Origin of the sequence: Rhodoplanes azumiensis (genome assembly GCF_042682915.1) — a bacterium.
GTDB classification, from domain to species: Bacteria; Pseudomonadota; Alphaproteobacteria; order Rhizobiales; family Xanthobacteraceae; genus Rhodoplanes; species Rhodoplanes azumiensis.
On sequence record NZ_JBHUIW010000001.1, the window covers coordinates 123,964 to 148,791 of the forward strand.

At 72.7% G+C, this 24,828-nt stretch carries 23 protein-coding genes and 2 riboswitches; of the genes, 8 read left to right on the top strand and 15 right to left on the bottom strand.

What is annotated here, in order from left to right; genetic code table 11:
* The first annotated feature begins 131 nt into the window (after window positions 1-131).
* Window positions 132-1,400 carry an FCSD flavin-binding domain-containing protein gene (locus tag ACFSOX_RS00570; protein ID WP_378475849.1) on the top strand — a complete coding sequence of 423 codons (1,269 nt, stop codon included), beginning with the start codon at window positions 132-134 and terminating at the stop codon, window positions 1,398-1,400.
* Between the two features lie 167 nt (window positions 1,401-1,567).
* A complete protein-coding gene (locus ACFSOX_RS00575; RefSeq protein WP_378475850.1) occupies window positions 1,568-2,830 on the top strand; it encodes an FCSD flavin-binding domain-containing protein in 1,263 nt (420 codons plus the stop codon).
* Window positions 2,831-3,040: 210 nt separating this feature from the next.
* Here ACFSOX_RS00575 and cobA read toward each other — a convergent pair whose 3' ends face one another.
* Window positions 3,041-3,817 (bottom strand): uroporphyrinogen-III C-methyltransferase, encoded by a 777-nt coding sequence (gene cobA, locus ACFSOX_RS00580; RefSeq protein WP_378475851.1) that lies wholly within the window; start codon window positions 3,815-3,817, stop codon window positions 3,041-3,043.
* A 76-nt stretch (window positions 3,818-3,893) separates the two neighbouring features.
* On the opposite strand from cobA, the gene ACFSOX_RS00585 reads away from it, so the two are divergent.
* Together ACFSOX_RS00585 and ACFSOX_RS00590 are read left to right on the top strand one after the other, a co-directional pair.
* On the top strand, window positions 3,894-4,985 hold the full coding sequence (locus ACFSOX_RS00585; RefSeq protein ID WP_378475852.1) for a cobalt-precorrin-5B (C(1))-methyltransferase: 1,092 nt from the start codon (window positions 3,894-3,896) through the stop codon (window positions 4,983-4,985).
* Complete coding sequence (locus tag ACFSOX_RS00590) at window positions 4,986-5,777, top strand: cobalt-precorrin-6A reductase (protein WP_378475853.1); 792 nt, start codon at window positions 4,986-4,988, stop codon at window positions 5,775-5,777.
* Here the strand turns inward: ACFSOX_RS00590 and cobJ are convergent.
* The 6 genes from cobJ to ACFSOX_RS00620 all read right to left on the bottom strand — a co-directional run bounded on the left by cobJ (window position 5,738) and on the right by ACFSOX_RS00620 (window position 13,127).
* A complete protein-coding gene (gene cobJ, locus ACFSOX_RS00595) occupies window positions 5,738-6,520 on the bottom strand; it encodes a precorrin-3B C(17)-methyltransferase (RefSeq protein WP_378475854.1) in 783 nt (260 codons plus the stop codon). The genes ACFSOX_RS00590 and cobJ overlap by 40 nt on opposite strands.
* The gene (locus tag ACFSOX_RS00600) at window positions 6,517-7,242 is read right to left on the bottom strand and encodes a precorrin-2 C(20)-methyltransferase (protein WP_378475855.1); all 726 of its coding nucleotides are present in this window, start codon (window positions 7,240-7,242) and stop codon (window positions 6,517-6,519) included. Before ACFSOX_RS00600 ends, cobJ begins: the two co-directional genes overlap by 4 nt.
* Window positions 7,243-7,456: 214 nt before the next feature.
* Window positions 7,457-8,083, bottom strand: a complete 627-nt coding sequence (locus ACFSOX_RS00605; protein ID WP_378475856.1) for a precorrin-8X methylmutase — start codon at window positions 8,081-8,083, stop codon at window positions 7,457-7,459.
* Window positions 8,084-8,227: 144 nt separating this feature from the next.
* Entirely contained in the window at window positions 8,228-11,539 is a 3,312-nt protein-coding gene (gene cobN / locus ACFSOX_RS00610; RefSeq protein ID WP_378475857.1) for a cobaltochelatase subunit CobN, read from the bottom strand.
* Between the two features lie 2 nt (window positions 11,540-11,541).
* The gene (gene cobW, locus ACFSOX_RS00615) at window positions 11,542-12,582 is read right to left on the bottom strand and encodes a cobalamin biosynthesis protein CobW (protein WP_378475858.1); all 1,041 of its coding nucleotides are present in this window, start codon (window positions 12,580-12,582) and stop codon (window positions 11,542-11,544) included.
* A gap of 5 nt (window positions 12,583-12,587) precedes the next feature.
* Window positions 12,588-13,127: a DUF1636 domain-containing protein gene (locus ACFSOX_RS00620; protein WP_378475859.1), complete on the bottom strand. Its 540-nt coding sequence runs from the start codon at window positions 13,125-13,127 to the stop codon at window positions 12,588-12,590.
* A 104-nt stretch (window positions 13,128-13,231) separates the two neighbouring features.
* A riboswitch (cobalamin riboswitch) is annotated at window positions 13,232-13,458 on the bottom strand.
* Between the two features lie 118 nt (window positions 13,459-13,576).
* On the opposite strand from ACFSOX_RS00620, the gene cobO reads away from it, so the two are divergent.
* Window positions 13,577-14,200: a cob(I)yrinic acid a,c-diamide adenosyltransferase gene (gene cobO / locus ACFSOX_RS00625; RefSeq protein ID WP_378475860.1), complete on the top strand. Its 624-nt coding sequence runs from the start codon at window positions 13,577-13,579 to the stop codon at window positions 14,198-14,200.
* Window positions 14,201-14,317: 117 nt separating this feature from the next.
* Entirely contained in the window at window positions 14,318-15,820 is a 1,503-nt protein-coding gene (locus ACFSOX_RS00630) for a cobyric acid synthase (protein ID WP_378475861.1), read from the top strand.
* 32 nt (window positions 15,821-15,852) lie between these two features.
* Here ACFSOX_RS00630 and ACFSOX_RS00635 read toward each other — a convergent pair whose 3' ends face one another.
* Genes ACFSOX_RS00635 through ACFSOX_RS00650 form a run of 4 tightly spaced genes read right to left on the bottom strand, consistent with a single transcriptional unit; the run spans window position 15,853 to window position 18,422 of the window.
* Window positions 15,853-16,713 carry an energy-coupling factor ABC transporter ATP-binding protein gene (locus ACFSOX_RS00635; protein WP_378475862.1) on the bottom strand — a complete coding sequence of 287 codons (861 nt, stop codon included), beginning with the start codon at window positions 16,711-16,713 and terminating at the stop codon, window positions 15,853-15,855.
* Window positions 16,710-17,441 carry a cobalt ECF transporter T component CbiQ gene (gene cbiQ / locus ACFSOX_RS00640; protein ID WP_378475863.1) on the bottom strand — a complete coding sequence of 244 codons (732 nt, stop codon included), beginning with the start codon at window positions 17,439-17,441 and terminating at the stop codon, window positions 16,710-16,712. The genes ACFSOX_RS00635 and cbiQ overlap by 4 nt, the downstream gene beginning before the upstream one ends.
* Window positions 17,425-17,727 carry an energy-coupling factor ABC transporter substrate-binding protein gene (locus ACFSOX_RS00645; protein WP_378475864.1) on the bottom strand — a complete coding sequence of 101 codons (303 nt, stop codon included), beginning with the start codon at window positions 17,725-17,727 and terminating at the stop codon, window positions 17,425-17,427. The genes cbiQ and ACFSOX_RS00645 overlap by 17 nt, the downstream gene beginning before the upstream one ends.
* Entirely contained in the window at window positions 17,724-18,422 is a 699-nt protein-coding gene (locus ACFSOX_RS00650) for an energy-coupling factor ABC transporter permease (protein ID WP_378476089.1), read from the bottom strand. The genes ACFSOX_RS00645 and ACFSOX_RS00650 overlap by 4 nt, the downstream gene beginning before the upstream one ends.
* A 77-nt stretch (window positions 18,423-18,499) precedes the next feature.
* Window positions 18,500-18,744, bottom strand: a riboswitch (cobalamin riboswitch).
* Between the two features lie 184 nt (window positions 18,745-18,928).
* Between ACFSOX_RS00650 and ACFSOX_RS00655 the strand changes: the two genes are divergently transcribed.
* Window positions 18,929-19,972 carry a threonine-phosphate decarboxylase gene (locus ACFSOX_RS00655; RefSeq protein ID WP_378475865.1) on the top strand — a complete coding sequence of 348 codons (1,044 nt, stop codon included), beginning with the start codon at window positions 18,929-18,931 and terminating at the stop codon, window positions 19,970-19,972.
* Here the strand turns inward: ACFSOX_RS00655 and tcuB are convergent.
* Both tcuB and tcuA read right to left on the bottom strand, forming a co-directional pair.
* A complete protein-coding gene (gene tcuB / locus ACFSOX_RS00660) occupies window positions 19,943-21,064 on the bottom strand; it encodes a tricarballylate utilization 4Fe-4S protein TcuB (protein WP_378475866.1) in 1,122 nt (373 codons plus the stop codon). The genes ACFSOX_RS00655 and tcuB overlap by 30 nt on opposite strands.
* Entirely contained in the window at window positions 21,051-22,388 is a 1,338-nt protein-coding gene (tcuA, locus tag ACFSOX_RS00665) for an FAD-dependent tricarballylate dehydrogenase TcuA (protein ID WP_378475867.1), read from the bottom strand. Before tcuA ends, tcuB begins: the two co-directional genes overlap by 14 nt.
* Window positions 22,389-22,552: 164 nt before the next feature.
* On the opposite strand from tcuA, the gene ACFSOX_RS00670 reads away from it, so the two are divergent.
* On the top strand, window positions 22,553-23,068 hold the full coding sequence (locus tag ACFSOX_RS00670; RefSeq protein ID WP_378475868.1) for a bifunctional adenosylcobinamide kinase/adenosylcobinamide-phosphate guanylyltransferase: 516 nt from the start codon (window positions 22,553-22,555) through the stop codon (window positions 23,066-23,068).
* Between the two features lie 2 nt (window positions 23,069-23,070).
* Here the strand turns inward: ACFSOX_RS00670 and ACFSOX_RS00675 are convergent, their stop codons facing one another.
* Together ACFSOX_RS00675 and ACFSOX_RS00680 are read right to left on the bottom strand one after the other, a co-directional pair.
* Entirely contained in the window at window positions 23,071-23,829 is a 759-nt protein-coding gene (locus ACFSOX_RS00675) for an ABC transporter ATP-binding protein (protein ID WP_378475869.1), read from the bottom strand.
* Window positions 23,826-24,818, bottom strand: coding sequence for a FecCD family ABC transporter permease (locus tag ACFSOX_RS00680; RefSeq protein WP_378475870.1), 993 nt, complete (start codon window positions 24,816-24,818; stop codon window positions 23,826-23,828). Before ACFSOX_RS00680 ends, ACFSOX_RS00675 begins: the two co-directional genes overlap by 4 nt.
* Window positions 24,819-24,828: the final 10 nt, after the last annotated feature.

The following is a 24,828-nucleotide window of genomic DNA, read 5'->3' on the forward strand; positions in this document are numbered from 1 at the left end:
ACGGCACCGGGATGACCTCTCCGCACGCGGGGAGAGTTAGAGACGCGAGCGCGGAGTGCAACGAACAATTGCTGACGCCGGCAAACGAGAGCCGGAGTCGGGAGCAGAAGCGGAATTCCAGGGAGGACACCATGATTTCCATGACGCGACGCCATTTCTCCACTGCGCTGTTGGCCGGCGCCGGCGTGCTCGCCATGCCGGCCGTGCTGCGGGCGCAGGCGAAGCCGCGCCTGGTCGTCGTCGGCGGGGGACCGGCCGGCGCGACCGTGGCGCGCTACGTCGCCAAGGACTCGAACGGCGCCATCGACGTGACGCTGGTCGAGCCGGCCAAGAAGTTCATCACCTGCTTCCATTCGAATCTCTATCTCGGCGACTACCGGCCGTGGGAGTCGATCGCGCACGACTACAATCTCGGCGCTGCCGGCGTGAAGAAGGTCGATCAGGCGGCCACGACCATCGATCGCGACAAGAAGGAGGTGCGGCTCGCCGACGGCAGCGTGGTGCCCTACGACCGCCTCGTCGTCGCGCCCGGAATCGACCTCGACTTCGACTCGGTGCCGGGCTGGTCCGAGGCGGCCGCTGAAGTGATGCCGCACGCCTGGAAAGCCGGGCCGCAGACCCAGCTCCTCAAGAAGCAGCTCGATGCGCTTCAGGACGGCGCCACCATCGTGATGATCGCGCCGCCGAACCCGTATCGCTGCCCGCCCGGTCCCTACGAGCGCGTCTCCTGCATGGCCCGAGTGCTCAAGGCCAAGGGCCATGGCAAGTCGCGCATCGTGGTGATCGACCCGAAGGACCGCTTCTCCAAGATGGCGCTGTTCCAGGAGGGCTGGCAGAACCATTATCCGGGCATGATCGAGTGGATGGACCCCAAGATGCACGGCGGCCTGAAGTCGGTCGATCCCAAGACCATGACGGTCACGACCGACCTCGAGAGCATCAAGGCGGATCTCGTCAACGTGATTCCCAAGCAGATGGCCGGCAAGATCGCCCGCGACGCCGGGCTCGCCAACGCCACCGGGTACTGCCCGATCGATCCGACCAACATGAAGTCGGCGAACGATCCGAGCATCTTCGTGCTCGGCGACGCCTCGATCGCCGGGGCGATGCCGAAGTCGGCCTTCGCGGCCAACAGCCAGGCCAAGGTGGTGGCGATGGCGGTGCGCGGCGAGCTCGCGGGCGCCCGCACCTTCCCGGCGCGCTACTCCAACACCTGCTGGTCGATCCTCGCGCCCGACGACACGGTCAAGATCGGCGGTCGCTACGAGGCCAAGGACGGCGCCATCGCCGAGGTCGAGGGCTTCGTCTCGAAGACCGGCGAGAGCAAGGACGAACGGCGCCAGACCAGCGAGGAGAACATGGGCTGGTACAAGGGCATCGTCGCCGACATCTTCGGGTGAGGCCGTCTGCCGTCATGCCCGGGCTCGACCCGGCCATCCATCGCCGCAAGGACTGCTGATCGTTCGGATGGATCGCCGGGTCGAGCTCGGCGACGCTTCCGGGCGCCGGGGAGCACAGCGTGGGCCGCAGCGTTGCTCGCACTGCCGGGGATCTGGGCACAGGTGCCGTGATCGACCGACGAACTCTTCTGCGCGGAACCGTGGGTGCCCTGGCGGCGCCGGCGCTCGCCGCGCCCGCGATCGCCCAGATCAAGCCGCACGTCGTCGTGGTCGGCGGCGGGGCGGGCGGGGCGACGGCGGCCAAGTATCTGGTCTCCACCGGCGCCGAGCTCGACGTGACTCTGGTCGAGCAGAGCCGCCAGTTCGTCACCCCGTTCACGTCGAATTTGTTCCTCGCCGGGCTCAAGCCCTACGAGCAGCTCGTCCACGGCTACGACAACCTCGCGGGGCGCGGCGTCAAGCTGGTGTTCGAGCGGGTCGCCGGCATCGAACGCAGCGCGAGACGCCTGCGCCTCGCCGACGGCACCCAGATCCCCTACGATCGCCTGATCGTCTCGCCCGGGATCGACTTCAAGTACGGCGACGTGCCCGGCTACTCTATCGAGGCGGCCGAGCGCATGCCGCATGCCTGGCGCGGCGGTGATCAGCTCCTGCTGCTCAAGCGCCAGCTCGACGCGGTCGAGGACGGCGGCCTGATCGTGATCGTCGCGCCGCCGACGCCCTATCGTTGCCCGCCGGCGCCCTACGAGCGCGCCTCCATGATGGCGCTGGCGCTGAAGCGGCGCGGCGTCAGGGACGCCCGCATCGTCATCCTGGACGCCAAGGATCACTTTGCCATGCAGCCGCTGTTCGAGGACGGCTGGGCGCGGCACTATCCGGGCGTGATCGAGTGGCAGGATCCCAAGATGCACGGCGGCATCAAGTCGGTCGATCCCAAGTCGATGACCGTGACGACCGACCTCGAGACCCAAAAGGCGGCGCTCGTCAACGTCATCCCGCCGCAGCAGGCGGGCCGGCTCGGCCGCGACGCCGGCCTCACCGACGAGACCGGCTGGTGCCCGGTCGACGCCGGCACCATGAAGTCGCTCGTCGATCCGAGCATCCACGTGATCGGCGACGCGGCGATCGGCGGGGATTTTCCGAAGTCGGGCTTCGCCGCCAACAACGAGGCGAAGAACACGGCCATGATCGTCCGCCACGAGCTGCTGGGCTCCCGGCTGGTGCCGGTGCGCTTCACCAATCACTGCTGGAGCACCATCGCGCCCGACGACGCGATCAAGAACGGCGCCCGCTACGAGCCGCGCGACGGCAAGATCGTGATGCTCGACCCCTACACGTCGCAGCGCGACGAGTCGCCGGAGCTGCGGGAGAAGCAGGCCAAGGAGGCGGTCGGCTGGTATCGCGGCATGACGACCGACATCTTCGGGTGACAGATTCCGGTCATCCCGGGGCGCGGACCGCAGGTCCGCGAGCCCGGGATCCATACGTCCGGCGATGACGGCTCACGAAAGAAATGGCTCACGAAAGCCAGGGGGTATGGATCCCGGGCTCGGCGCGTTCGCGCCGCCCCGGGACGACCGCGTAATTCTGCGAGGCTTCCTCGCGGGAGACGTCGTAATTGCCCTGCCGTCCGGAGCTGATCAGGATCGGTCGGCTGCTTCCGCTGGCACCATCACCCCGGCCAGCGCCGCCCCGTAGAGAATCATGCACGCCCCGGCCGGCGGGGCATCACGCAGGCGCGCCGCGATGGTGGCGACCGTGCCGGTCATGGTCTTCGGATCACTGCCGAGGCTCTCCACCACGGCGGCCGGCGTGTCGGGCGACAGGCCGATGGCGAACAGCTTCTCGGCGAGCGCCGGGAACGTCGCCTTGCCCATGAACACGCAGGTCGTCGCCGCCGGGTCGGCCAGCGCCGCGAGGTCGAGGTCGTCGGGCAGGCCGCCCGTCACCTCGTGGGCCGTGATGAACTGCACGCGCCGCGCGACCAGCCGCTTGGTCAACGCCGTGCCGAGATGCGCCGCGGCGGCCGTCGCCGAGGTGACGCCCGGCACCATCTCGATGGCGAGGCCCGCCTCGCGGGCCGCCGTGATCTCCTCGTCGGCGCGCGAGAAGATCGCCGGGTCGCCGGACTTCAGCCGCACCACCCGCTTGCCGAGCCGCGCATAGGCGACCATCAGCCGGCTCACCTCGGCCTGCTTGGGCGCGTGCTGGCCGGCGCGCTTGCCGACCGAGATCAGCTCGGCGTCCTCGCGGGCATGGACGAGGGCGCCGGCGCTGCCGAGGTCGTCGTAGAGCACCACGTCGGCGGCGCGCAGGCGGTCGACGGCGCGCAGCGTCAACAGGTCCGGATCGCCGGGCCCGGCCCCGACCAGCGCGATGTGACCGGCACAGGCATGGTCGTCGGGATCGTCAGTCATGGCCGGGTCTTGTATGACAGGGTCTTGCATGGCAAGCGTCCTGACACGCTGCGGCGACCCGCCTATAGTCGCCGGCATGAACGGGGAAAGACCGCTGCGGCCCGGCTGGACCACCGGCACCTGCGCGACCGCGGCGACGCGTGCCGCCGTCGAGGCGCTGGCGACCGGCACGCTGCCGGACCCGGTCGCCGTGACGCTGCCGGGCGGCCAGCGGCCGAGCTTCTCGCTCGCCTTCGGCGAGTCGGGGGACGGCTTCGCGCGCGCAGGCGTGGTGAAGGACGCGGGCGACGATCCCGACGTGACGCATGGCGCCGTGATCGTCTCGACGGTGCGGCCGGGTGCGCCGGGCACCGGCGTGACGTTCCGGGCGGGCGAGGGGGTCGGCACCGTGACGCGGCCGGGCCTCCCGGTCGCGGTCGGCGAGCCGGCCATCAACCCGGTGCCGCGCGCCATGATCCGCACGGCCGTCGCCGAGGCCTGCGCCGCGACCGGTGCGGCCGGCGACGTGGTGGTCGAGATCTCCATCCCCGACGGCGCAGCCCTCGCGCAGAAAACGCTGAATCCGCGGCTCGGCATCGTCGGCGGCCTGTCGATCCTCGGGACCACCGGCATCGTGGTGCCGTTCTCCTGCGCGGCCTGGATCCACGCGATTCATCGCGGCGTCGACGTCGCCCGGGCGGCCGGCCTGTCGCACATCGCCGGCGCGACCGGCTCGACCTCGGAGACCGCCATCGCGGCGCTCGACGGCCTGCCCGAGATCGCTCTCATCGACATGGGCGATTTCGTCGGCGGCCTGTTGAAATATGTGCGCCTGAACCCGGTCGCGCGCGTCACCGTCGCGGGCGGCTTCGCCAAGATGACCAAGCTCTCGCAAGGGCTGCTCGACCTCCATTCGCGCGCCGGCGAGGTCGATCTCGCCCACCTCGCCCGGCTCGCCGCCGAGGCGGGCGCGTCGGGCGCCCTGGTCGAGGCGATCCGCCGCGCCAACACGGCGCTGGAGGCTCTGCAACGAACGCAGGCCGAGGGCATCGACATCGCGGCCATGGTCGCGGCGCGTGCTGTCCAGACCGGCGCGAAGCTGCTGCGCGGCACGGAGGTCGGCCTCGACGTCGCGGTCTTCGGTCGGACCGGCGAGCTGCTCGCCCGCACGCCGGTGGTGAGGGGATAGATGGCGGCCCGACGGCAGAAGATTCTGGTCCTCGGCGGCACCACCGAGGCGCGACGGCTCGCCGAGGCGCTGGCGAAGGCGCCCGGGATCGACGCCGTGCTGTCCTATGCGGGGCGTACCGAGAACCCGATCGCCGTGCCGGTGCCCTGGCGGGTGGGTGGCTTCGGCGGCGTGCCGGGGCTGATCGACTATCTGCGCGCCGAAACGATCGACCGCGTCGTCGACGCGACGCATCCGTTCGCGGCGCAGATGAGCGGCAACGCGGTCGCCGCCTGCGCGGCCACGAAAACTCCGCTGGTCGCGCTGGAGCGGGCGCCGTGGCGGCCCGAGAAGGGCGACCATTGGATCGAGGTCGACACGCTGGAGGATGCCGTGGCGGCGGTCGGCGAGGCGCCGCGGCGCGTCTTCCTCGGCATCGGCCGACTGCATCTCGATGCCTTCGTGCAAAAGCCGCAGCACCATTATCTGATCCGCCTGGTCGATGCGCCGCGTGAAAACCTGCCGTTGCCGAACGTCGCCGTGGTGGTGGCGCGCGGGCCGTTCGATGTCGACGGCGATCGTGCGCTCATGCAGCAGCACGGCAGCGAGCTCGTCGTGTCGAAGAACGCCGGCGGCACGGCGGCGGTCGCGAAGCTTCTCGCCGCCCGCGATCTCGGCCTGCCGGTCGTGATGGTGCGGCGACCAAAAATCCCGCAACGGCCCACGGTCGAGACCGTCGCGGCCGTGCTGGCCTGGCTCGCCGGCGGGGGTGTTCACGACGCGGCCTCGGCCGGTGCGGAGCGCGGCGTGTAGACGAAGGCCGGCCCGCCCGTCCGCGTGATCAGACGGGTCTGCGACGAGCCGACGATGACGAGAGTGCGCATGTCGGCGCGCGACGCCACGGCCTCGGCGAGCGGCACCGTGTCGATCGTTTCCTGCGGGGCACTCACCGCGGTCGCAAAGATCACCGGCGTCGTCGGTGCGCGCAGCGAGCGGAGAATGTCGAGCGCTCGGCCGAGCTGATGCGGCCGCGCCTTCGACACCGGATTGTAGAGCGCGATCACGAAGTCGGCCTCGGCGGCGAGCCGCAGGCGCTTCTCCACCAGCGCCCAGGGCTTCAGATTGTCCGAGAGATTGATGGCGCAGAAGTCGTGACCGAGCGGCGCACCGGCCCGCGCCGCCGCCGCCGTCATGGCCGTGACGCCGGGCAGCACCCGCAGGTCGAGCTCGCGCCACGCGGGGTCGCCGTGCTCGACCGCCTCGAGCACGGCCGCCGCCATCGCGAACACGCCGGGATCGCCCGACGAGGCGACGACGACGCGACGGCCGGCGCTCGCGAGCGTCAGCGCATGGCGGGCGCGGTCGATCTCCTCCCGGTTGTCGGAGCCGTGCTTGGCGAGGCCCGGCCGGTCGGGCACGCGCGCGATGTAGGGGCCGTAGCCGATCAGGTCGGTGGCGTCGGCGAGCGCGTCGGTCACCTCCGGCGTGGTCAGGCGCGGGTCGCCGGGTCCGAGCCCGGCGACGACGAGCGACCCCGCGGGCGCAGCGTCGCTCATGGCCGCCGCCCTTCGCCGTGCACCAGCACCATGGAGAAGTAGGGCGCGGCATCGTCCGGCTTGTCGGCGAGGCGCATCACCGTCTCGCCCGCCATGGTGCCGCGCTCGACATAGACGGCGCGGTCGATCAGGCCGGCGCGCGTGAGGGCCTGCCGCACTTTTGGGAGGTTCTTTCCGAGCTTCATGATCACCAGCGCGTCGGCCCGGCCCAGGCGGTCGACCAGCGTCGCCTCGTCGAGCGTCGCGGGCAACACCGTCAGAATATCGTCGCCCCAGGTGATCGGCGCGCCCGTCGCGGTCCAGCAGCCCGCCATGCCGGGGATGCCGGGAACGACGACCACGGGCACGCGGCCGGCGAGGCGGGTGTGGAGATGCATGAACGAGCCGTAGAGGAACGGGTCGCCCTCGCACAGCACGATCACGTCGCAGCCCTGGTCGGTCTGGGCCGTCAGGCGGGCGACGCAGTCCTGATAGAACTCCTTCAGGGCGGCGTTGTAGGCCGGATCCTTGAAGGCGATCTCGGTCGTCACCGGGTACGCCATCGCGATCTCGACCACGTCGGGCGACAAGAGCCCGGCCGCGATGGTGCGGGCGTTGCTGGTCCGCCCGGCCTTGCAGAAATAGGCGACGACGGCGGCGCCGCGCACCAGCCGGTCGGCCTTCACACTGATCAGCTCGGGATCGCCCGGCCCGAGCCCGACGCCGTAGACGGTGGCGGTCATGGTTCGATCTCCACAGCGACGGCGGTCCTTAAACCTTTCCCCGCACGCGGGGAGAGGTCGGATTCCGCGCGGCACGCGCGGAATCCGGGTGAGGGGGCGTTTCGAGGATACGGAGGCGCCCCCTCACCCCGACCCTCTCCCCGCGCGCGAGAGGGAGCGCTGGCGCTCTGCGTCAATGTCGGCTCGAGACGATTAGGTGTTGTGATGAGGCCGCTCATTCCCGGTCGCTCGCGAGCGCGTTGACGGCGGCGGCCGTCATGGCGCTGCCGCCCTTGCGGCCGCGCACGATCATCGCAGGGACACGGCCGTCGGCGATCAGCGCCTCCTTCGACTCCGCAGCGCCGACGAAGCCGACCGGCATGCCGATGACGGCGGCGGGCTTCTCGGCGCCCTCGTCGAGCATCTCCAGCAGCCGGAACAGCGCGGTCGGCGCATTGCCGATCGCGACGACCGCGCCGCCGAGCCGGTCGCGCCACAGCTCCATGGCGGCCGCCGTGCGGGTGGTTCCGAGCTTGTCCGCCAGCAACGGAACGGCCGGATCCGAGAGCGTGCAGATCACGTCGTTGTCGGCCGGCAGGCGCGCCCGGGTGACGCCGTGCGCCACCATCTGGGCGTCACAGAAGATCGGCGCGCCGGCCCGCAACGCGGCGCGCGCCGCCGCCGCGGCGCCGGGCGAGAAGACGAGATCGGCGGCGACCTCGACCATGCCGCTCGCATGAATCACCCGCACCGCGACCTTCTCCTCCTCGGGCGAGAAGCGGGCGAGGTCGGCCTCGGCCCGGATGATCGAAAACGAGCGGCGATAGATCGCCGCCCCGTCCTTCTCGTAGACGAGGGTCATGCACAAGCCTTTGTCGTCATTCCGAGGCGCACCGAAGGTGCGAACCCGAAATCCAGCCGCGACGTCGGAAGTCGTGGCTTGATTCCGGGTCCGGCCCTTCGCGCCGGCCCGGACTGACCGGTGAAGTCGTGATCAGGTCTCGTGTCATCGACCGTCGTCCGCGATCGCGTCCATGACGCTGTTGCGCCGGGTGGTCCAGTGGCCGGCGGTGACGAGCTGGCGGAAGCGCCGGCGCATCGCCTCGGCGGCACGCGGGTTGGCGCTGTCGAGGAAGTCGCGCACCTGGTCGTCGCCGAGCGTCGCGTCGTAATAGAGATCGAAGTGATGCGGCGGCACCGCCTGGGCGAGATGCGCGAACAGCGCCATCTGGTCGAGCGTCCAGGCGATCTCGGCGGCGCCGCGGAACCCGTGGCGCATCTGCCCGCAGATCCAGGTCCGGTTGGTGGCGCGCGCCCGCACCACCCGGGCGATCTCCTCGCGCAGCGTGCGCATGCGGGGATCGTCGGCGCGCGCCGAGTCGGCGTGATAGAGGGCAGGCGTCGCGCCGAGCGTCTTCGCGGCGGCCGCGAAGCCGGCCTCGTGCGCTGCGTAGTCGGGCGCCATCAGGAGGTCGGTCTCGGGCAGATCCTGGGTGTGGACGAAAGCGTCGGCCGCCGCGACCTGCGCCTCCAGCGCGTCGCGGGCGAAAACGCCGTCGTGGCGTCCGTAGGCATGGGCGCTGCCGGCGAGCCACGCCTCGGCCGCCGCCGCCACGCTCTCGGGCGTGAGGTCGTCGACGGTCTCGGCGACCCCGACCCCGTAGGCGCCCGGCGCCGGGCCGAAGACCCGCGGGCCAACCGAGGTCCGGAACGGATTCTCCTCGGCCGGCTCGTCACGGGTGGCGAGCGCGGCGACGGCCTGCTCGAACAGCACCGGCAGGCTCGGAAACACGTCGCGGAACAGCCCGGAGATGCGCAGTGTCACGTCGATGCGGGGACGGCCTAGCTGGGCTAATGTCAGGATCTCGAAACCCGACACGCGGTCCGACGTCGTGTCCCAGGTCGGCACCACGCCCATCAGCCGCAGCGCCATGGCGAGCTCCTCGCCGGCCGTGCGCATCGTCGCCGAGCCCCACAGATCCACCAACACGGAGCCCGGATACTCGCCGTGATCCTGCAGGTGGCGTGTCAGCAGCGCGTCGGCGAGGCGGGCGCCGTGGTCGGCGGCGGCGCGGCTCGGCACCGCGCGCGGATCGACCGTGAAGAGGTTGCGGCCGGTCGGCAGCACGTCGCGCCGCCCGCGCCACGGCGAGCCGGCCGGCCCGGGTGCCACGGCGCGCCCATCGAGCGCGGCGAGCAGACTGGTTCGCTCCGCCGCCGCGCAGTCCGCGAACGGCATGTCGCCGAGGAGCCCGTCGTCGTCGGGCACCACCGGCACGCGGCCGAACACGTGCAGGCCGTCGGAGAACTGCGTCGCCTTCACGTCGCACACGAAGGCGTCGAGCTTCGTCACCGCCTCCTGCGGGCTCGTGTCGTCCGTGATGCCGGTGTCGCGGTCGAGCCCGGTTTCCTTGGCGGCGGCCACGATGTCCTTCGCCAGCCGCTCGCGGCGGCGCGGGTCGAGGCCGTCGGCGTTGGAGTACTCGTCCAGGAGCCGCTCGACCGTGTGCAGGCGCTCCGGCACGGCGCTCTGCCGCTGCGGCGGCGTCATGTGGCCGATCGTGACGGCGCCGAGCCGGCGTTTCGCCGTCGCCGCCTCGCCGGGATCGTTGACGATGAAGGGGTAGACGACGGGCGTCGGCCCCAGCAGCACGTCGGGCCAGCAGGCGCCCGACAGTGCGACCGACTTTCCGGGCAGCCATTCGAGCGTGCCGTGCGCGCCCATGTGGACGAGCGCGTCGATGCGGGCGACCTGCCGCAGCCATAGGTGAAACGCGACGAAGCCGTGCCGCGGGGCGCGCCGCGCGTCGTGATACGCGGCCGCCCGCTCGGCGCGACTGCCGCGCTCGGGCTGGGCCGCGACGATCAGGTTGCCGCAGCGGATGGCCCTGAAGTGAATCCGGCCGTCGCGCACCGAAGGGTCGTCGGAGGGGGCGCCCCACTGCGTCATCAGTTCGGCGCGCAGAGCCGGATCCAGCCCCGCCAGCGCGGCCTCGTAGTCGGCGAGCGGCCAGGAGATCTCCTCCGCCAGAAGGCGGGCGATCAGCATCGCGTGATCACGCGGCGGATCGCCGACGCCGTACCCGGCGGCGGCCAGCATGGACAGGGCCGCGACGGCGCTCTCCGGCGCATCGAGCCCGACCGCATGGGCGATCTGGTCGTCGCGGCCCGGATAGGCCGACAGCACCAGCGCGAGCTTGCGATCGGCGCGGGCGGTGCGGCGCAGCCGCGCCAGCGCCACGGCGCGCGCCGCGACGGCGATGACGCGCTCGCCGTGCGGCGCATGGACGACGCGGGCGAAGCCGAGGTCGGGATCGATCGGCTCGGGCTCCTTGAACGAGACGACGCCGGAGAAGACGCGGCCGTCCACCTCGGGCAGCACCACGTGGATGGCGAGGTCGGAGGGCGACAGACCCCGCTCCGACGCCGCCCACGCCTTCCGGGACGAGGCGGCCAGCGCCACCTGGAGGACGGGCGCATCGACGGCGTCGAACGGTCCACCGTCGGCGTCGCGGGCCGAGAAGGCGGTGGCGTTGACGATCACGTCGGGTTCGATGCGGGCGAGCTGATCACGCAGCCAGGCGCGCGTCTCCGGCTCCTTCAGGCTGTCGACGAAGATGCCGACCGGTGTCACGCCGCGTTCCTTCAGCGCCGCCATCAGGGCCTCGACGGGCGCCGTGTCGGCGGCGGCGAGGATGGCGCGATAGAACACGACGAGCGCCCGCGGCGCGTCCCCCTCGCACGGCGCATCGACCGGGCACGCCGAAAAATCGCCGGGAAAAAAGCCGTGGCGGGGCAGGGCGCGCACGCCGAGGATCGGCACGGCCCACAGGCCGCAGGCGAGCGCGAGCTGCGCCAGCGCACCCTGCGCGGCGCGCGCGCCGCCGGTGTCGCACAGCGTCTGCAGGCGGCGCAGCGTCGAGACGGGGACGTTGGAGGCCTCGTCGAGCCGCGGGTCGGGGCGACCGTCGCCCGGGACGATCGCCAGCGCGATGTTGTTCCGCGCCGCGGCGGCCTGCACCTGCTCGACCCCGTAGCGCCAGTAGTCGAGCCCGCCCAAAAGCCGAATCAGGATGCCCTTGGCGTGCGACAGCGTCCTCTCGATGTAGAGATCGACCGAGAGGGGATGCTGCAGCCGCGCCAGATTGGCGAGACGCAGGCTCGGCAGCTCCTCGCGTCCGGCCCGCCAGCCGGCCGCGAAGGCGCCGAGGTCGCTGTCCGCGAACGACAGGACGACGAGATCGGCGGGCGCGTGGCCGAGATCCTCGGCCGTCGCCGCCTCCTCGAGGCCGTGCGTCTCGCGGAACAGGATGTGCATCGTCAGACCGGCTCGCGCTGCAGGGCCGCCGTGACGGCGGCGTGGTCGAAGCCCTTCTGGCCGATGACGACGAGGCGCGAGACGCGCGGCTCGTCGGCCGCCCACGGCCGGTCGAACTGCGCCCGCACCCGCGTGCCGACGCCCTGCACCAAAAGCCGCATCGGCTTGCCGCGCACCGCGACGTAGCCCTTGGCACGCAGCACGCCGTGGTCGCGGGCGATCGCCTCGACCTTGGCGACCACCTCGGGGATGGCGGCGTGATCCGGCAGCGTCACCACGATGGTCTCGAAGTCGTCGTGGTCGTGCTCGCCGTGCTGCTCGTGATGGCTCGGGCGGGCGGCGAGATCGTCCTCGGCGGCGGCGCCGAGCCCGAGCACGACGCGCGGATCGACACGGCCCTCCTGCGTCTCGATCACCGGAATCCGGCGCGGCATCTCGGCCTGCACGGTGTCGCGCGCCGCGGCCAGCGCCTGCGCGTCGACGAGGTCGACCTTGTTGAGGATGACGATGTCGGCGCAGGCGACCTGATCCTCGAACACCTCGCCGAGCGGCGTGTCGTGGTCGATCGTCTCGTCGGCCTCGCGCTGCGCCGTGACGGCTGCGAGGTCGGGGGCGAAGCGGCCGTCCGCCACCGCCTCGGCGTCGGCGACCGTGATCACCCCGTCGACCGTGATGCGGGTGCGCAGGTCCGGCCACTCGAACGCCTTGAGGAGCGGCTTCGGCAGCGCCAAGCCCGAGGTCTCGATGAGAATGTGCTCGGGCGGCTGTCGGCGCGCCAGCAGGGCCTGGATGGTCGGCACGAACGCGTCGGCCACCGTGCAGCACAGGCAGCCGTTGGTCAGCTCGACGATCGCGTCCTCGGGGCAGCTCGGGTCGGCGCAGCCTTTCAGGATGTCGCCGTCGATGCCGACGTCGCCGAACTCGTTGACCAGCACGGCGAGCCGCCGGCCGCCCGGGTTCTCCATCAGGTGGCGCACCAGGCTGGTCTTGCCGGCGCCCAGGAAGCCCGTGACGATAGTGACGGGGATTTTCTCGAGCGACATCGTGGTCAGGGCTCCTGAGCGGCCGGCAGTGGCGGGATGCGCGCGACGGCGCTCTTGCGGATGATCAGCGGGCGCTCGCGCCAGGCGACGAGGCCCTTGGCGGACGCGGCCCAGCGGTCGGCGAAGTGCAGGACGTCGTCGGCGTGGTCCGGGGTGAGGTCGCCGTGGACGTAGCTCCAGCGGCCCGGGCCGGCGAGCGCGATCGTGCAGGCGCGGTTGCAGTTCGACAGGCATTCGGACGGGACGATCCGGAGGCCGGCGGTGCCGTCGGATTCGGTGGCGGTGGCCCGGGCCTGCGCGGCGGCCAGGGCGTCGTGCAGCAGCTGGCCCGAGCGCACCTCCTCGTCCTCCGAGATCCGGCAGGTGACGCAGACGAACATCGTGGGCTCGCCGGCCGCGGCCGGTCGGGCGGCGGACGACGTCGTGCCGGGCGACGTCGCGCCGGGCGGTGTCGCGCCGGGTGGTGTCGCGCCGGGCGACGGGATGTCGGGGGACGGTGCGGCGGACGCCATGACGGCGGGATCGACCGGGTCGGCTGGCTCCATGGGTCACTCGTCGACGACAGGAGACGAATCCCCCGAGACGTGCGGCGAGCGGACCTGCACTCCGTTCGGCCGACATTCGCTCCGGAACACCCCGCCCGGAACGGCGTCAGTGGCAGGCGACGGCAGGTCTCCTGGCTCGCGGGTCGCTGCCGGCACCACCTTCCCGGGGACCGCCCCCAGTGGCTACGGTGCAGGCTCGCCGCTCACAGTTGCGGGGGCAGCTCCGGCACGGCGCCGACCCGGTTGCCCGTCTCGCGGGTGTCCCGGCTCGCCGCCTCCGATATTCCCTCTTGTCCGACCAGCAAGGCGTTTCGCGGCATGCGGAAACGTCCCGGCGGGCGGGACACCGTCGGCGCCAGGATCTGTGCGGCGGAAGTGCCGCCCTGTCAATCCGGCGGTTGCCCGAGCGGACGCCCTGTGGTCCTGTCGCCACCCCGACGAGGACTCCGATGACCGAGACCGCCGACGCCCCCACGCCCGAAGAAGCCGCGCGCCACCGCGCAAAAATGGAGAAGCGCAAGGCCCTGCAGGATGCCGAGATCGCCTCCAAGACGGTCGAGAAGGGGCTGCTGCTCGTCCACACGGGCACCGGCAAGGGCAAGTCGACGGCCGCCTTCGGGCTGGCGCTGCGGGTGCTCGGCCATGGCGGGCGGGTCGGCGTCGTCCAGTTCATCAAGAGCCGACCGACTGGCGAGAAGACGGCCCTCGCGGTGTTCGGCGACCGCGTCGTCTGGCACACGGCCGGCGAGGGCTTCACCTGGGAGACCCAGGACAAGGCGCGCGACATGGCGGCCTGCCGGGCCGCCTGGGAGATCGCCACGGCGCTGATGGCCGACCCGGCCTTCGGCCTGGTGATTCTCGACGAGCTGAACATCGCGCTGCGCTACGACTACCTGCCGGTCGAGGAGGTGGTGGCGACGCTCGCGGCGCGCCGAGGCGACCTCCACGTCGCCGTCACGGGCCGCAACGCCAAGCCGGCGCTCGTCGAGGCCGCCGACCTCGTCACCGACATGACGATGGTCAAGCACCACTTCAAGGCCGGCGTGAAGACCCAGGCCGGGATCGAGTTTTGAGCGTGGCGGACCGGGTGGCATGCCGGCAGTGAACGGAGCGCTCGGGACTGGAGTCCGGGCCCGGCGCTGCGCGCCGTCCCGGAATGACCGTGCCCGCCGGCCGCCCGTGGAACGCGCATGACGGCCCGCGCCCTCATGTTTCAGGGCACCGGCTCGGACGTCGGCAAGTCGCTGATCGTCGCCGGGCTGGCCCGGCTGCTCACCCGCCGCGGCCTAAAGGTGCGGCCGTTCAAGCCGCAGAACATGTCGAACAACGCCGCCGTGACGGCCGACGGCGGCGAGATCGGCCGCGCCCAGGCCCTGCAGGCGCGCGCCGCCCGCGTCGCGTCGTCCGTGCACATGAACCCGGTGCTGCTGAAGCCGCAGAGCGAGACCGGCGCCCAGATCGTCGTCCAGGGGCGGGTGTTCGGCACCGCCCGGGCGACGGACTACCAGTCGCGGAAAGCCGAGCTTCTGCCGCATGTTCTGGACAGCTTTTCACGCCTGCGCGGCGACGCCGACATCGTGCTGGTGGAGGGCGCGGGCTCGGCCTCCGAGGTGAACCTGCGGGCGAACGACATCGCCAACATGGGCTTCGCCCGCGCCGCCGACGTGCCCGTCGTGCTGATCGGCGACATCGACCGCGGCGGCGTCATCGCCAGCCTGGTCGGGACCGCGGCCGTCGTGGAGCCCGAGGATGCGGCGCTGATCCGCGGCTTCCTCGTCAACAAGATGCGCGGCGACCCGGCGTTGTTCGCCGCCGGCATGGCGGTCATCGCACAACGAACCGGATGGGCGCCGCTCGGCCTCGTGCCGCATTTCCGCGACGCCCACCGCCTGCCCGCCGAGGACATCTTCGGGCTCGAGGCCGGGACCGCCGCGCCGCTTTCGGTGAAAGCCGGAACGGTGCGCATTGCCGTGCCGGTGCTGCCGTCGATCTCCAACTTCGACGACCTCGACCCGCTGCGGCTCGAGCCCGCCGTCGATCTCGTCCTGCTGCGCAACGGCGCGCCGCTGCCGGCCGACACCGACCTCGTGATCCTGCCGGGCGCCAAGACGACCATCCGGGATCTGTCGGCGTTGCGCGCCGCCGGCTGGGATGTCGACATCCTGGCGCATGTCCGTCGCGGCGGCCGGGTGCTCGGCCTGTGCGGCGGCTATCAGATGCTCGGCCGCGAGATTGACGATCCGGACGGCGTCGAAGGCCCGCCCGGCGCGGCGGTCGGGCTCGGGCTCCTCGACGTGATCACGACGCTGACCGGCGACAAGTCGCTGGTCGCGGTGACGGGCCGCACCGTCGCCGACGGTGTGCCGCTCGCCGGCTACGAGATGCACATGGGCCGCACCATCGGACCCGGTACGGCCCGGCCGCTCGTGCGGCTCGACGACCCGCGCAGCGGCGGTCCGGCCGGCGGCCGCGACGACGGCGCCGTGTCGGCCGACGGCCGCGTCGCCGGCACCTATGTGCACGGCTTCTTCGCCGACGATCGCCAGCGCGCCGCCTGGCTCGCCCGCCTCGGCGCGCCGGCCGGGCAGGGCGGCCTCGCCTACGAGGCGATGGTCGAGGAGACGCTCGATGCGCTCGCGGCGCATCTCGAGCAGCACGTCGACATCGAGGCGCTGCTGGCGCTCGCCCGCTGACGCGAGGGTTTCGAAGCCTCGGTGACGCGGGCTTATTCCGTCGAACCCGACGCACCCTTCCGCCAACTCCGCTCGACGAGCGCCAGCGCCGCCTCGCGGGTCTTCGGCAGGGGATCGGTGGCGCCGAGAACTCCCGCCGCTCGCGCCGTGAGGCCGAGCGACAAGAGGAACGGCGGCTCCAGCCCGGCCGCCGCCGTCGCGGCGCGGTCGGCGAGAACCGCCTCGGCCGGACCTTGGCGAAGCACCTTGCCGTCGGCGAACAGGGCGACGTCGTCGGCGAGCCGGTAGGCGAGGTCGACGTCGTGGGTGGCGAACACCAGCGTCGCGCCGGCGGCGTGCAGCGCCTGCAGGGCGGCCAGGAGCCCGTCGCGTCCGGCGCGGTCGAGGCCCGAGGTCGGCTCGTCGAGCAGCAGTACCTCGGGCCGCATCGCGACGGCGCCGGCGATGGCGACGCGCTTCTTCTGGCCGAACGAGAGCAAGTGGGTCGCCCGCTCGGCGAGATCGGCGATGCCCATCACCTGGAGCGCATCGGCGACGCGGCGGCGCACCGCGTCGTCGGCGAGGCCGAGATTGAGCGGCCCGAACGACACGTCCTCTTCGACAGACGCGGCGAACAGCTGATCGTCGGCGTCCTGCAGCACCAGCCCGACGCGGCGGCGCCAGGCGGTCAGGTCGGCGCGGGCGTATCCGACCGGCGCGCCGTCGAGCAGCACCCGGCCGCGCTGCGGCCGCAGCGTGCCGTTGAGGTGCAGGAGCAGCGTCGTCTTGCCGGCGCCGTTGGGGCCGAGAATGGCGAGGCGTCGCCCGCGCCGCACGACGAGATCGAGGTCCGACAAGGCCGGGCCGCCGTCCTGATAGGCGTAGGTCAGGCCTTGCGTTTCGAGCAGGGTCACCGCGCCCACAACCCCAGCCCGGCGACCCCGGCCTCGATCGCGACGATCAGCGCGAGCACCGGCCGGGAGACCGGAGTCCGACGCGACAGCACGCGCATCTCGCCGGTCCAGCCGCGCGCCGCGAGGCCGACCTCCAGGCGCCGCGCCCGATAAAGCGATCGCGGCAGCAGATTGGCGATCAGCAGGCCGAGCGAGCGCAGCCGGCGGCCGGCGCCGGCGTGACCGAGACGCGCCGCCTGGGCCGCGTCCATGGCCAGCGCAGTCGCGCCGAAAAGAAACAGAAACCGATACGTCAGCAGGGCGATCTCCGCGATCTCGCCGGGCAGGCCGAGACGGCGCGCCCCGGCGACCAGATCGGTCGCCGGCGTCGTCAGGGCGAGGAACAGAAGCGCCGTCACACAGGCCAGCGCGCGCGCCGTCGTTCCGGCCGCGGTCGCCAGGCCGTCCGGCGCGAGGCCGATGCCGCCGTCGCCGACCTGCAGGGCGAGCGACAGCGATCCGACCAGCAGGAAGCCGACGGGCGCCGCCACGCAGGCGAGCCAGGTTCGCGGCGACACCCGCGCGCCGAGGAGCGTCGCCGCCGTCATCACGACGGCGACCACCGGAGCGACCGGGAACGGCGGGAAGACGAGGGCGAACGCCATCATACCGAAGGCCAGGACGGATTTCTCGGCGAGCGAGCGCGACCGCCAGCGGTTGAGGTGGGCCGCCCTATCGACGGGAGACATTGTCGGATGCGGACGATCGGCCGTGCCTTCGGCCGATCACGTAACCGAGCACGCCGGCACCGAGCGCCGCCTGCAAGGCGAACAGAAGGCTCTGGATCTCGCCGTTGGGCGGCGTCCACAGCGGCTTGAACCACGGCTCGTAGCCGGGGCGCGCCTCGGCGATGGCGCTCGCCGCCTGATCGTCGGTGCCCTTGAACTCGCCCTCGATGCCCGGCAGGAGGAGGGGGGCGGCGACGATGGCGGCCGCGAGCGCGATCAGCAGCCACGAGGATCGCTTGGAGATCATCGCTCGGTCCCTCCGGCGAGCCCGTGCGCGCCTTCGCGCGAGCCAGCGCGCATCTCGCCCCGCATCTCGGCGAGCAGGCCCGGCGAGGCCTCGAGCGCGTTGATCACCACCACGGTCAAGAGGCCCTCGGCGATCGCCAGCGGGATCTGGGTGACGGCGAAGATGCCGCCGAATTTCGCGACGGCACCGAGCACGCCCGAGCTCGCGTCCGGATAGGCGATCGCGAGCTGCACCGAGGTCGTGAGATAGGTCGACAAGTCCCCCAGCATGGCGGCACAGAACACCGCGACGCTGGCCCCCAGGCCGAGCCTGCGCGCCAGCCGCCACACCGACCAGCTCACCCACGGCCCGACGATCGCCATCGAGAACACGTTGGCGCCGAGCGTCGTCAGGCCACCATGGGCGAGCAGCAGTGCCTGGAACACGAGGACGATGGTCCCGAGCACGGCCATCACGGCGGGGCCGAACAGGATGGCGCCGAGCCCGGTGCCGGTCGGGTGCGAGCACGAGCCGGTGACGCTCGGGATCTTCAGGGCCGACATCACAAACGTGAAGGCGCCGGCCGCCGCGAGCATCATCTTGGTCTGCGGCTCGTCCCGCAGGATGCGCCGCATCCGGACCGCCCCGGCGATCACGAACGGTGCGGACACCGCGAACCAACCGGCCGCGTGGCCGACCGGCAGATAGCCTTCCATGATGTGCACGCGAAAACCCTCCCGACGGCTGCGCGTGCGCCTCGTCAGGCCCCGGAACACCCCGCCCGGAACCATTCGCGCACGCCACCTCGATGGCAGGTCTCCTGACTCGCGGCTCGCCGGCTCCAGCGCCGTCTTCCCGGCCGTCGCGCAGTCCCGATCGGAGGGGGAGACTGCGGCCAGTGACGAACCCGCGCGAGAGCCTCACCGCCTACAGTTGCGGGGGCAGTTGCGGCCTGAGCGCCCGCGGGCGCCGCACCGCATTCCCTTTTCACCCCGCGCCGGACCGACGGCGCGAGGAACCATCGCGGCGACATTAGGCGCACGGCGGGTTCCGGCGCAAGCATCCGGCCGTCCGGTTTCGCCCGTATCGGCGGCGACGCGGTCAGCCGATTGCACCGCGCCGGGCGCCGGGCTAAGCCTCGCCGGCCGCGACGGCCGTCGCCGGACCGAAGTCCGCGGCCGAAACGGGCAGATCGATCTGAGGCGACCGATTGGGCGGACCGATGCAGCCGAGGAACGAGGCGATCCTGCGCGGGCACGGCGGGCGTGTCGACGAGGCCGAGCGACTCTATCCGGAGGCACCGACCCCGTGGATCGACCTGTCGACCGGCATCAATCCGCACGCCTATCCGGTGCCGGCGGTCGACCCCGAGACGTATCGCCGGCTGCCGCTCGGCCGCGACATCGACCGGCTGACCGATGCCGCCGCGGCGGCCTATGGGCGACCGACCGGCACGGCGCTGCTGCCGGTGCCGGGCAGCGAGCTCGCCATCCGGCTGCTGCCGGTCGTTCTCGGACCGCGCCTCAGGGTCGGCGTCGTCGGCCGCACCTACTCGTCGCACGCCGCCGCCTGGGAGGAGACCGGAGCCACGGTGCGGCCGCTGCCGGCCCTGCCGGATCCGGCGGCTCGTGACCTCGACGTCGTCGTGCTGGTCAACCCCAACAATCCGGACGGCGCGGCCGTGCCGCGCGCGGACCTCCTCGCCTTCGCCGAGGCGTGGACGGGGGCGGGGCGCAAGCTGATCGTCGACGAGGCTTTCGCCGACGTCGCGCCCGAGCTGTCGCTGCTCGCCGCCGACCGGCTGCCGGACGGCGTCGTGGTGCTGCGCTCGCTCGGCAAGTTTTTCGGACTCGCCGGCCTGCGCGTCGGTTTCGTCGCGGTGGCGGAGCGGGCCGCGATGCCGTGGCGGCGGCGGCTCGGCGACTGGCCCGTGTCGGGACCGGCCTGCGCGATCGCGGCCTCCGCGCTCCTCGACACGGCCTGGACGACGACGATGCGCGAACGTCTCGCCGCCGACCGCACCCGGCTCGAGGGAATTCTCTCGGGCGGCGGCTTGCGCATCCTCGGCGGCACCGACCTGTTCGTTCTCGCCGAAGGCCCGCCGGGCCGCGATCTCGTGGACGCCCTCGCGCATGCCGGCATTCTGGTGCGCGGGTTCCCGCACACGCCGAACCGCTATCGCTTCGGTCTGCCGGCCGACGAGCCCGCCTTCGCGCGGCTCGCCGCGGCGTGCCGCTCACTCGCCGCCGCTGCGCCGGGGCGGTGAGGCGACGCGGTCGATGGCGGCGCGCAGCAGCGCCGCCGCGCGGAAGGGCGCGTGCATCATCTTGCTCGCCGGCAGCACCAGGAAGAAGCCGGTGACCAGGCCGAGATGGAGCGTCAGCGTCACGCCCATCAGCATGGTCTCGCGCAGCCCCAGCACGGCGAGGCCGCTCGCCGCGACGAGCCCGAGCAGCCCCAGGAAGATCAGGTTCAGCCGCGTCTCGCCCGGCTCGGTCGCCGCCGTGTCGGCGCGCCGCTCGACCGACACGAGCCCGCCGATGCCGATCAGCATCGCGACGCCGCCGATCGTGCCGGCGAGCACCGGCAGGCTCAAAAACGGGTAGGGGGCCGGCGCATCGGCGACGTGATGCCAGAGCGCCGCCGACACGGTGGAGAGAATGGTCAGGGCGAAGCCCGTGACCATGACATGATGGGCGATGCGCCGTTCGCGCGAAAAACGGCCGTCGACGTCGTTGCAGCCGGCGCCGCCGCCGCCGAGATTGCGCAGCGTCACGATGTCGACCACCGCCGGCCACAGCGCCCGCCGAACGACCCGGCGCGACGCGGGCGGCGCGATCGCCCGCCAGAACGCCATCGTCGACGCCGCCATGGCGGTCACGGCCCACAGGAACGACAGGCCGGCGGCCGTCGTCATCACGCCCCACGGCACGACCCGATAGAACGCACCGCCGCCGCGATGCTCCCCGAACAGGGTTTCGTGCGGCACCGTGAGGACCACCAGGAGCAGCGCCGCGAGCGTGACCGCGCCCACCGCGGCCGCGACCGTCCAGGCCCGCCGCCCGAACGCCGCGGCCAGCCAGCGCGGCCGGGCGAAGTCCGCGTAGGAGTGGCGACGCGCGGTGGCGAGCGTCTGCGGCACATTGACGGCGAAGGGATGCGGCGGCGCGTATTGGCAGGCATGCCAGCAGCCGCGGCAGGCGTGGCAGAGATTGGCGACATGGGCGACGTCGCAGAGCGAGAAGGTCGCCTTGCCGGCGATCGCCGGGAACACGGCGCAGACGCCGTCGCAATACATGCAGGCGCTGCACAGCCGCAGCACCCGCTCGACCTCGTCGGCGACCTCACGCGGCGGCACGGGCGGCCTCCTCGCCGGCGATCCGGCCCGACACGGCGGCGAGGGTGAGGCCCAGCCCGGCCAGATAGCCGTGCCGCAGCACGTTGGCCGCCATCGTGGTGCCGGCCGCGAACACCCGCTCGATGCGGCGGCCGCCGCGCAGCCGGACCCGCATGCCGGTGTCCACGGCGACACCGAAATGCGTGAAAGTGAGGCCCGGCAGCAGCGGCCAGGCGGCGAGCGGCCGCGCCGCGAGCGGCCGCACCGCCGGCTCGCGGTCCGCCGCCTCGGCGTTGAAGGTCCGCACCGTCGCCTCGAGCGCCGCCGGATCGACCTCCAGCCGGCGCGCCAGCTCGGCGACCGACGGCGCCGTGACCGGGGCGAGCGCGGTCGGGCCGACGCGCCGTAGTCCCTCCTGGTCGACGATCAGATAGGCGAGCTGGTCCGGACAGGCGGCGATGCGCGGTCCCCATTGCGCATAGTGGGTGCGGCGGGTGTCGGCGCGCTCGTCGGCGAGACGCCGGCCGGTGCGGTCGACCACGATTCCGTGCGGGATGCCGGTCATGCGGGTGACGATGCCGCCGTCGAAGCGCGGTCCGCGGGCGTCGACGGCGACCAGATGGGCGCTCGCCCGGTCGCCGACCGGCTCGGCGCCGAGCCCGAGCAGCAGATCGAGGCCGCGACCCGTGCAATAGGGCGAGCCGCGCACCACCATGCGGTCCGCCGCCGGGCCGAGATCGACGCGGAGCTGCGCCAGATCCGCCTGATGGCCGCCGGTCGCCACCACCACGGCGCGGGCGACCATCGGCTCGCGCTCCACGGCCGTTTCGAGGACGGCCTCGCAGCCGTGCTCGTGCGGATGCAGCGCGACGAGCGCGGTGTCGTAGGAGACGACGACGCCGAGCTCCTTCGCGGTGGCATAGAGCGCGTTCACCATCGCTTTGCCACCGCCGAGCAGAAAGGCGGTGCGGCGCGAGTACGGAAGAACGCCACGGTCGAGCGCCTGGAGCCGGACGCCGGCGGCGAGGAGCCACGGCGCGATGCCGGCCGAGGCGCGGATCAGGGTGCGGGCGAGGGCCTCGTCGATGTCGCCGCCGGTGACGCGCAGCAGGTCGGCGAGGAACTCCTCCGGCCGGTAGCTGTCCGGGACGTATGCGGCCGGGCCGCCATGCGCGATCCGAAAGTTCCGCGCGTGCCGCGTGTTGCCGCCGCGCAGCGCCGCCGGAGCCGCCTCGACGAGCCGCACCGACGCACCGGCGAGCCGGGCCGCGATGGCGGCACACAAGCCCGCGGCGGCCCCGCCGGCGACCAGAACGTCGAACCGGGTGGGGGTGAGGTCGGTCATGATTCTCCAAAGGGCGGCGCGGGCGCCCTCATAGGAACCGGCTCGCCGCCCTGTCAACGCGCGAGCCCGGGCGAGCGCAAGCCGGATTGCTGGGCTGGCCGCCTTGCGCCCGGTCGCCCATCGTGCATCAAGGGCGCGGGCGGCGGCACGATTCCGGGGGACGCGTGGGCGATCTGATCTTTCTCACCGGGCCGGTGCGCAGCGGCAAGAGCCGGCGCGCCGTCGACATCGCCATGGAGTTCGGCGACGCCGTGGTGTTCGTCGCCACCTATCGGCGCGATCCGGCCGATGCCGAGATGGCCGCGCGGGTGCGCCGCCACCAGGCCGAGCGGCCGGCGACCTGGCGCACGCTCGAAGCGCCGGCCTCGATCTCCGCGGCGCTGGCGGCACTCGATCCGCCGCCGACCGGCGTGGTGATCGACAGCCTGGTGCTGTGGCTCGCCGACCGCTTCGACCGCGACGAGGCGGTGCTCGACGATTGGAGCCGCGAGCTCGCCGCGTTCCGCGCCATGCCCTGGCCCGTCGTCGTCATCGGCGACGAGATCGGCTGGAGCCCGGTGCCGATGGAACCGGCGCTGCGGCGGTTTCGCGACCTCGCCGGGTTCCTCGGGCAACGGACCGCCGCAGCCGCGACCGAAGCTTGGCTGATGGTCGCCGGCTGCCCGGTCCGGCTGAAGTAGATTTACGGCGGCGGGGCGCCGGCCGCTTGCAGCAGGCGGCCGTGCTCTGTCGCGAGCCGCACGAAGCGCACCCCGAAGGCGGCGTCCAGGCGCGGATCCTCGAACAGCGCGTCGGCGGTCGCGTCGGCGACGATGCGGCCGCGATCGACCAGCACGATCCGGTCGAAGTGCCGGAAGGCGAGATCGAGGTCGTGCATCACGACGACGCACAGGCGGTCGCGGCCGCGTGCCGCGAGTGTCTCGACCAGAGCCAAGCGGTGGCGGATGTCGAGGCTGGCGCCGGGCTCGTCGGCCAGCAGGATCGGCGGATCGACGGCCAGCACCATGGCGAGCAGCACGCGGGCGCGCTCGCCGCCCGACAGCGCCGACCAGCGCCGGGCGCAAAGCGTGACGAGATTGTGCGCCGCGATCACGTCTGCGACGCTGCGCCCGGCGACAGCGCCGCCGCCACGCTCGGCCCCGAGCCGGACCAGATCCGTCACGCTGAGGTTCCAGTGCGGCGCGAAGTGCTGTGGCACGTAGCCGATGGATCGCGCCCGCTCGCGCGGGCGCAGCGCCGAGAGCGGCGTGTCGCCGAGCCGCACCATGCCGCTGCTCGGCTCGGCCTGTCCGGCCAGCAGGCGCAGCAATGTCGATTTTCCGGCGCCGTTCGGGCCGACGATGGCGACCGCGCCGGTCGCGGGCAGCGCGAGGCTCACTCCGGCGAGGAGCCGCGCGCCGCGCCGCTCGACCGTGACGTCGTGAAGCGCGAGCGTCGTCATCGCCGGAGCTGCCGCGCCAACAGGACGATGAAGAACGGCCCGCCGGCCAGCGCCGTGACGAGGCCGAGTGGAATCTCGGCGGGCGGAAGGGCGGCGCGGGCGAGCGCGTCGGCCGCCGTCACCAGGGCGGCGCCGGTCAGCGCCGAGGCGGGCAGGAGGGCGCGGTGCATCGGCCCGACCAGCCAGCGCGCCACATGGGGAGCGGCGAGCCCGACGAAGGCGACGAGCCCGCTGAACGCCACCGCGAGCGCCACCACGGCGGCGCCGACCAGCACGGCGACGTCGACGAAGCGCCGCACGTCCTGCCCGAAGCCCGCCGCCATGGTCTCGCCGAGGCCGAGGAGATCGAGCCCGCGGGCGAGGGGCAGTGTCGCGACCGTGCAGGCGAGCGTCGCCGCGGCGAGGCCGGCCAGCACGGGCCGGGACGGCGTCTGCACGCCCCCAAGAATCCAGCTCAGCACCACCTGCAGGTTCACGGTGTCGTCGGACAGCGCAAGCATCAGGAACGAGCGCAGCGCGCCGAGCACGGCCGCCACCGCGACGCCGGCGAGCAGGAGGCCCGCCGCGTCGACCGTGCCGGCGAGCCTCGCGATCGCCATCACGATCACGGTCGCGCCCCAGGCGCCGAGAAACGCCAGCACGGCGAGCACCAGCGCCGGCGGCAGGCCGAGCGGCACCAGCAGCGCGACGCTCGCCCCGAGCGCGGCGCCGCCGGCCGAGCCGAGCAGATAGGGCTCCGCCAGCGGGTTGCGGAACACGCCCTGGAAGATGGCGCCGCCGAGCCCGAGCAGGGCGCCGCAGCACGCCGCGGCGAGCACCCGCGGCAGGCGCCAGTCGATCAGCAGCTTTGACCGCAACGTCTCGGGCGCCGTGACGGCGGCGATCAGATCCGAAGGGCTCGCCCAGTCGTGGCCGGCGCACAGGCCGAGCCCGATCAGCACGAGCAGCGCGCCGACGAGGCCCGCGAACGGCATCGCGCGCGCACTCATGATGCGACCG

What these genes read in the sequence shown, in the direction of transcription:
- ACFSOX_RS00570 (WP_378475849.1), top strand. Translation starts at nt 132, where the DNA reads ATGATTTCCATGACGCGACGCCATTTCTCCACTGCGCTGTTGGCCGGC.
- cobA (WP_378475851.1), bottom strand. Translation starts at nt 3,817, where the DNA reads ATGACTGACGATCCCGACGACCATGCCTGTGCCGGTCACATCGCGCTG.
- ACFSOX_RS00585 (WP_378475852.1), top strand. Translation starts at nt 3,894, where the DNA reads ATGAACGGGGAAAGACCGCTGCGGCCCGGCTGGACCACCGGCACCTGC.
- ACFSOX_RS00590 (WP_378475853.1), top strand. Translation starts at nt 4,986, where the DNA reads ATGGCGGCCCGACGGCAGAAGATTCTGGTCCTCGGCGGCACCACCGAG.
- cobJ (WP_378475854.1), bottom strand. Translation starts at nt 6,520, where the DNA reads ATGAGCGACGCTGCGCCCGCGGGGTCGCTCGTCGTCGCCGGGCTCGGA.
- ACFSOX_RS00600 (WP_378475855.1), bottom strand. Translation starts at nt 7,242, where the DNA reads ATGACCGCCACCGTCTACGGCGTCGGGCTCGGGCCGGGCGATCCCGAG.
- ACFSOX_RS00605 (WP_378475856.1), bottom strand. Translation starts at nt 8,083, where the DNA reads ATGACCCTCGTCTACGAGAAGGACGGGGCGGCGATCTATCGCCGCTCG.
- cobN (WP_378475857.1), bottom strand. Translation starts at nt 11,539, where the DNA reads ATGCACATCCTGTTCCGCGAGACGCACGGCCTCGAGGAGGCGGCGACG.
- cobW (WP_378475858.1), bottom strand. Translation starts at nt 12,582, where the DNA reads ATGTCGCTCGAGAAAATCCCCGTCACTATCGTCACGGGCTTCCTGGGC.
- ACFSOX_RS00620 (WP_378475859.1), bottom strand. Translation starts at nt 13,127, where the DNA reads ATGGAGCCAGCCGACCCGGTCGATCCCGCCGTCATGGCGTCCGCCGCA.
- cobO (WP_378475860.1), top strand. Translation starts at nt 13,577, where the DNA reads ATGACCGAGACCGCCGACGCCCCCACGCCCGAAGAAGCCGCGCGCCAC.
- ACFSOX_RS00630 (WP_378475861.1), top strand. Translation starts at nt 14,318, where the DNA reads ATGACGGCCCGCGCCCTCATGTTTCAGGGCACCGGCTCGGACGTCGGC.
- cbiQ (WP_378475863.1), bottom strand. Translation starts at nt 17,441, where the DNA reads ATGTCTCCCGTCGATAGGGCGGCCCACCTCAACCGCTGGCGGTCGCGC.
- ACFSOX_RS00645 (WP_378475864.1), bottom strand. Translation starts at nt 17,727, where the DNA reads ATGATCTCCAAGCGATCCTCGTGGCTGCTGATCGCGCTCGCGGCCGCC.
- ACFSOX_RS00650 (WP_378476089.1), bottom strand. Translation starts at nt 18,422, where the DNA reads ATGGAAGGCTATCTGCCGGTCGGCCACGCGGCCGGTTGGTTCGCGGTG.
- ACFSOX_RS00655 (WP_378475865.1), top strand. Translation starts at nt 18,929, where the DNA reads ATGCAGCCGAGGAACGAGGCGATCCTGCGCGGGCACGGCGGGCGTGTC.
- tcuA (WP_378475867.1), bottom strand. Translation starts at nt 22,388, where the DNA reads ATGACCGACCTCACCCCCACCCGGTTCGACGTTCTGGTCGCCGGCGGG.
- ACFSOX_RS00675 (WP_378475869.1), bottom strand. Translation starts at nt 23,829, where the DNA reads ATGACGACGCTCGCGCTTCACGACGTCACGGTCGAGCGGCGCGGCGCG.
- ACFSOX_RS00680 (WP_378475870.1), bottom strand. Translation starts at nt 24,818, where the DNA reads ATGAGTGCGCGCGCGATGCCGTTCGCGGGCCTCGTCGGCGCGCTGCTC.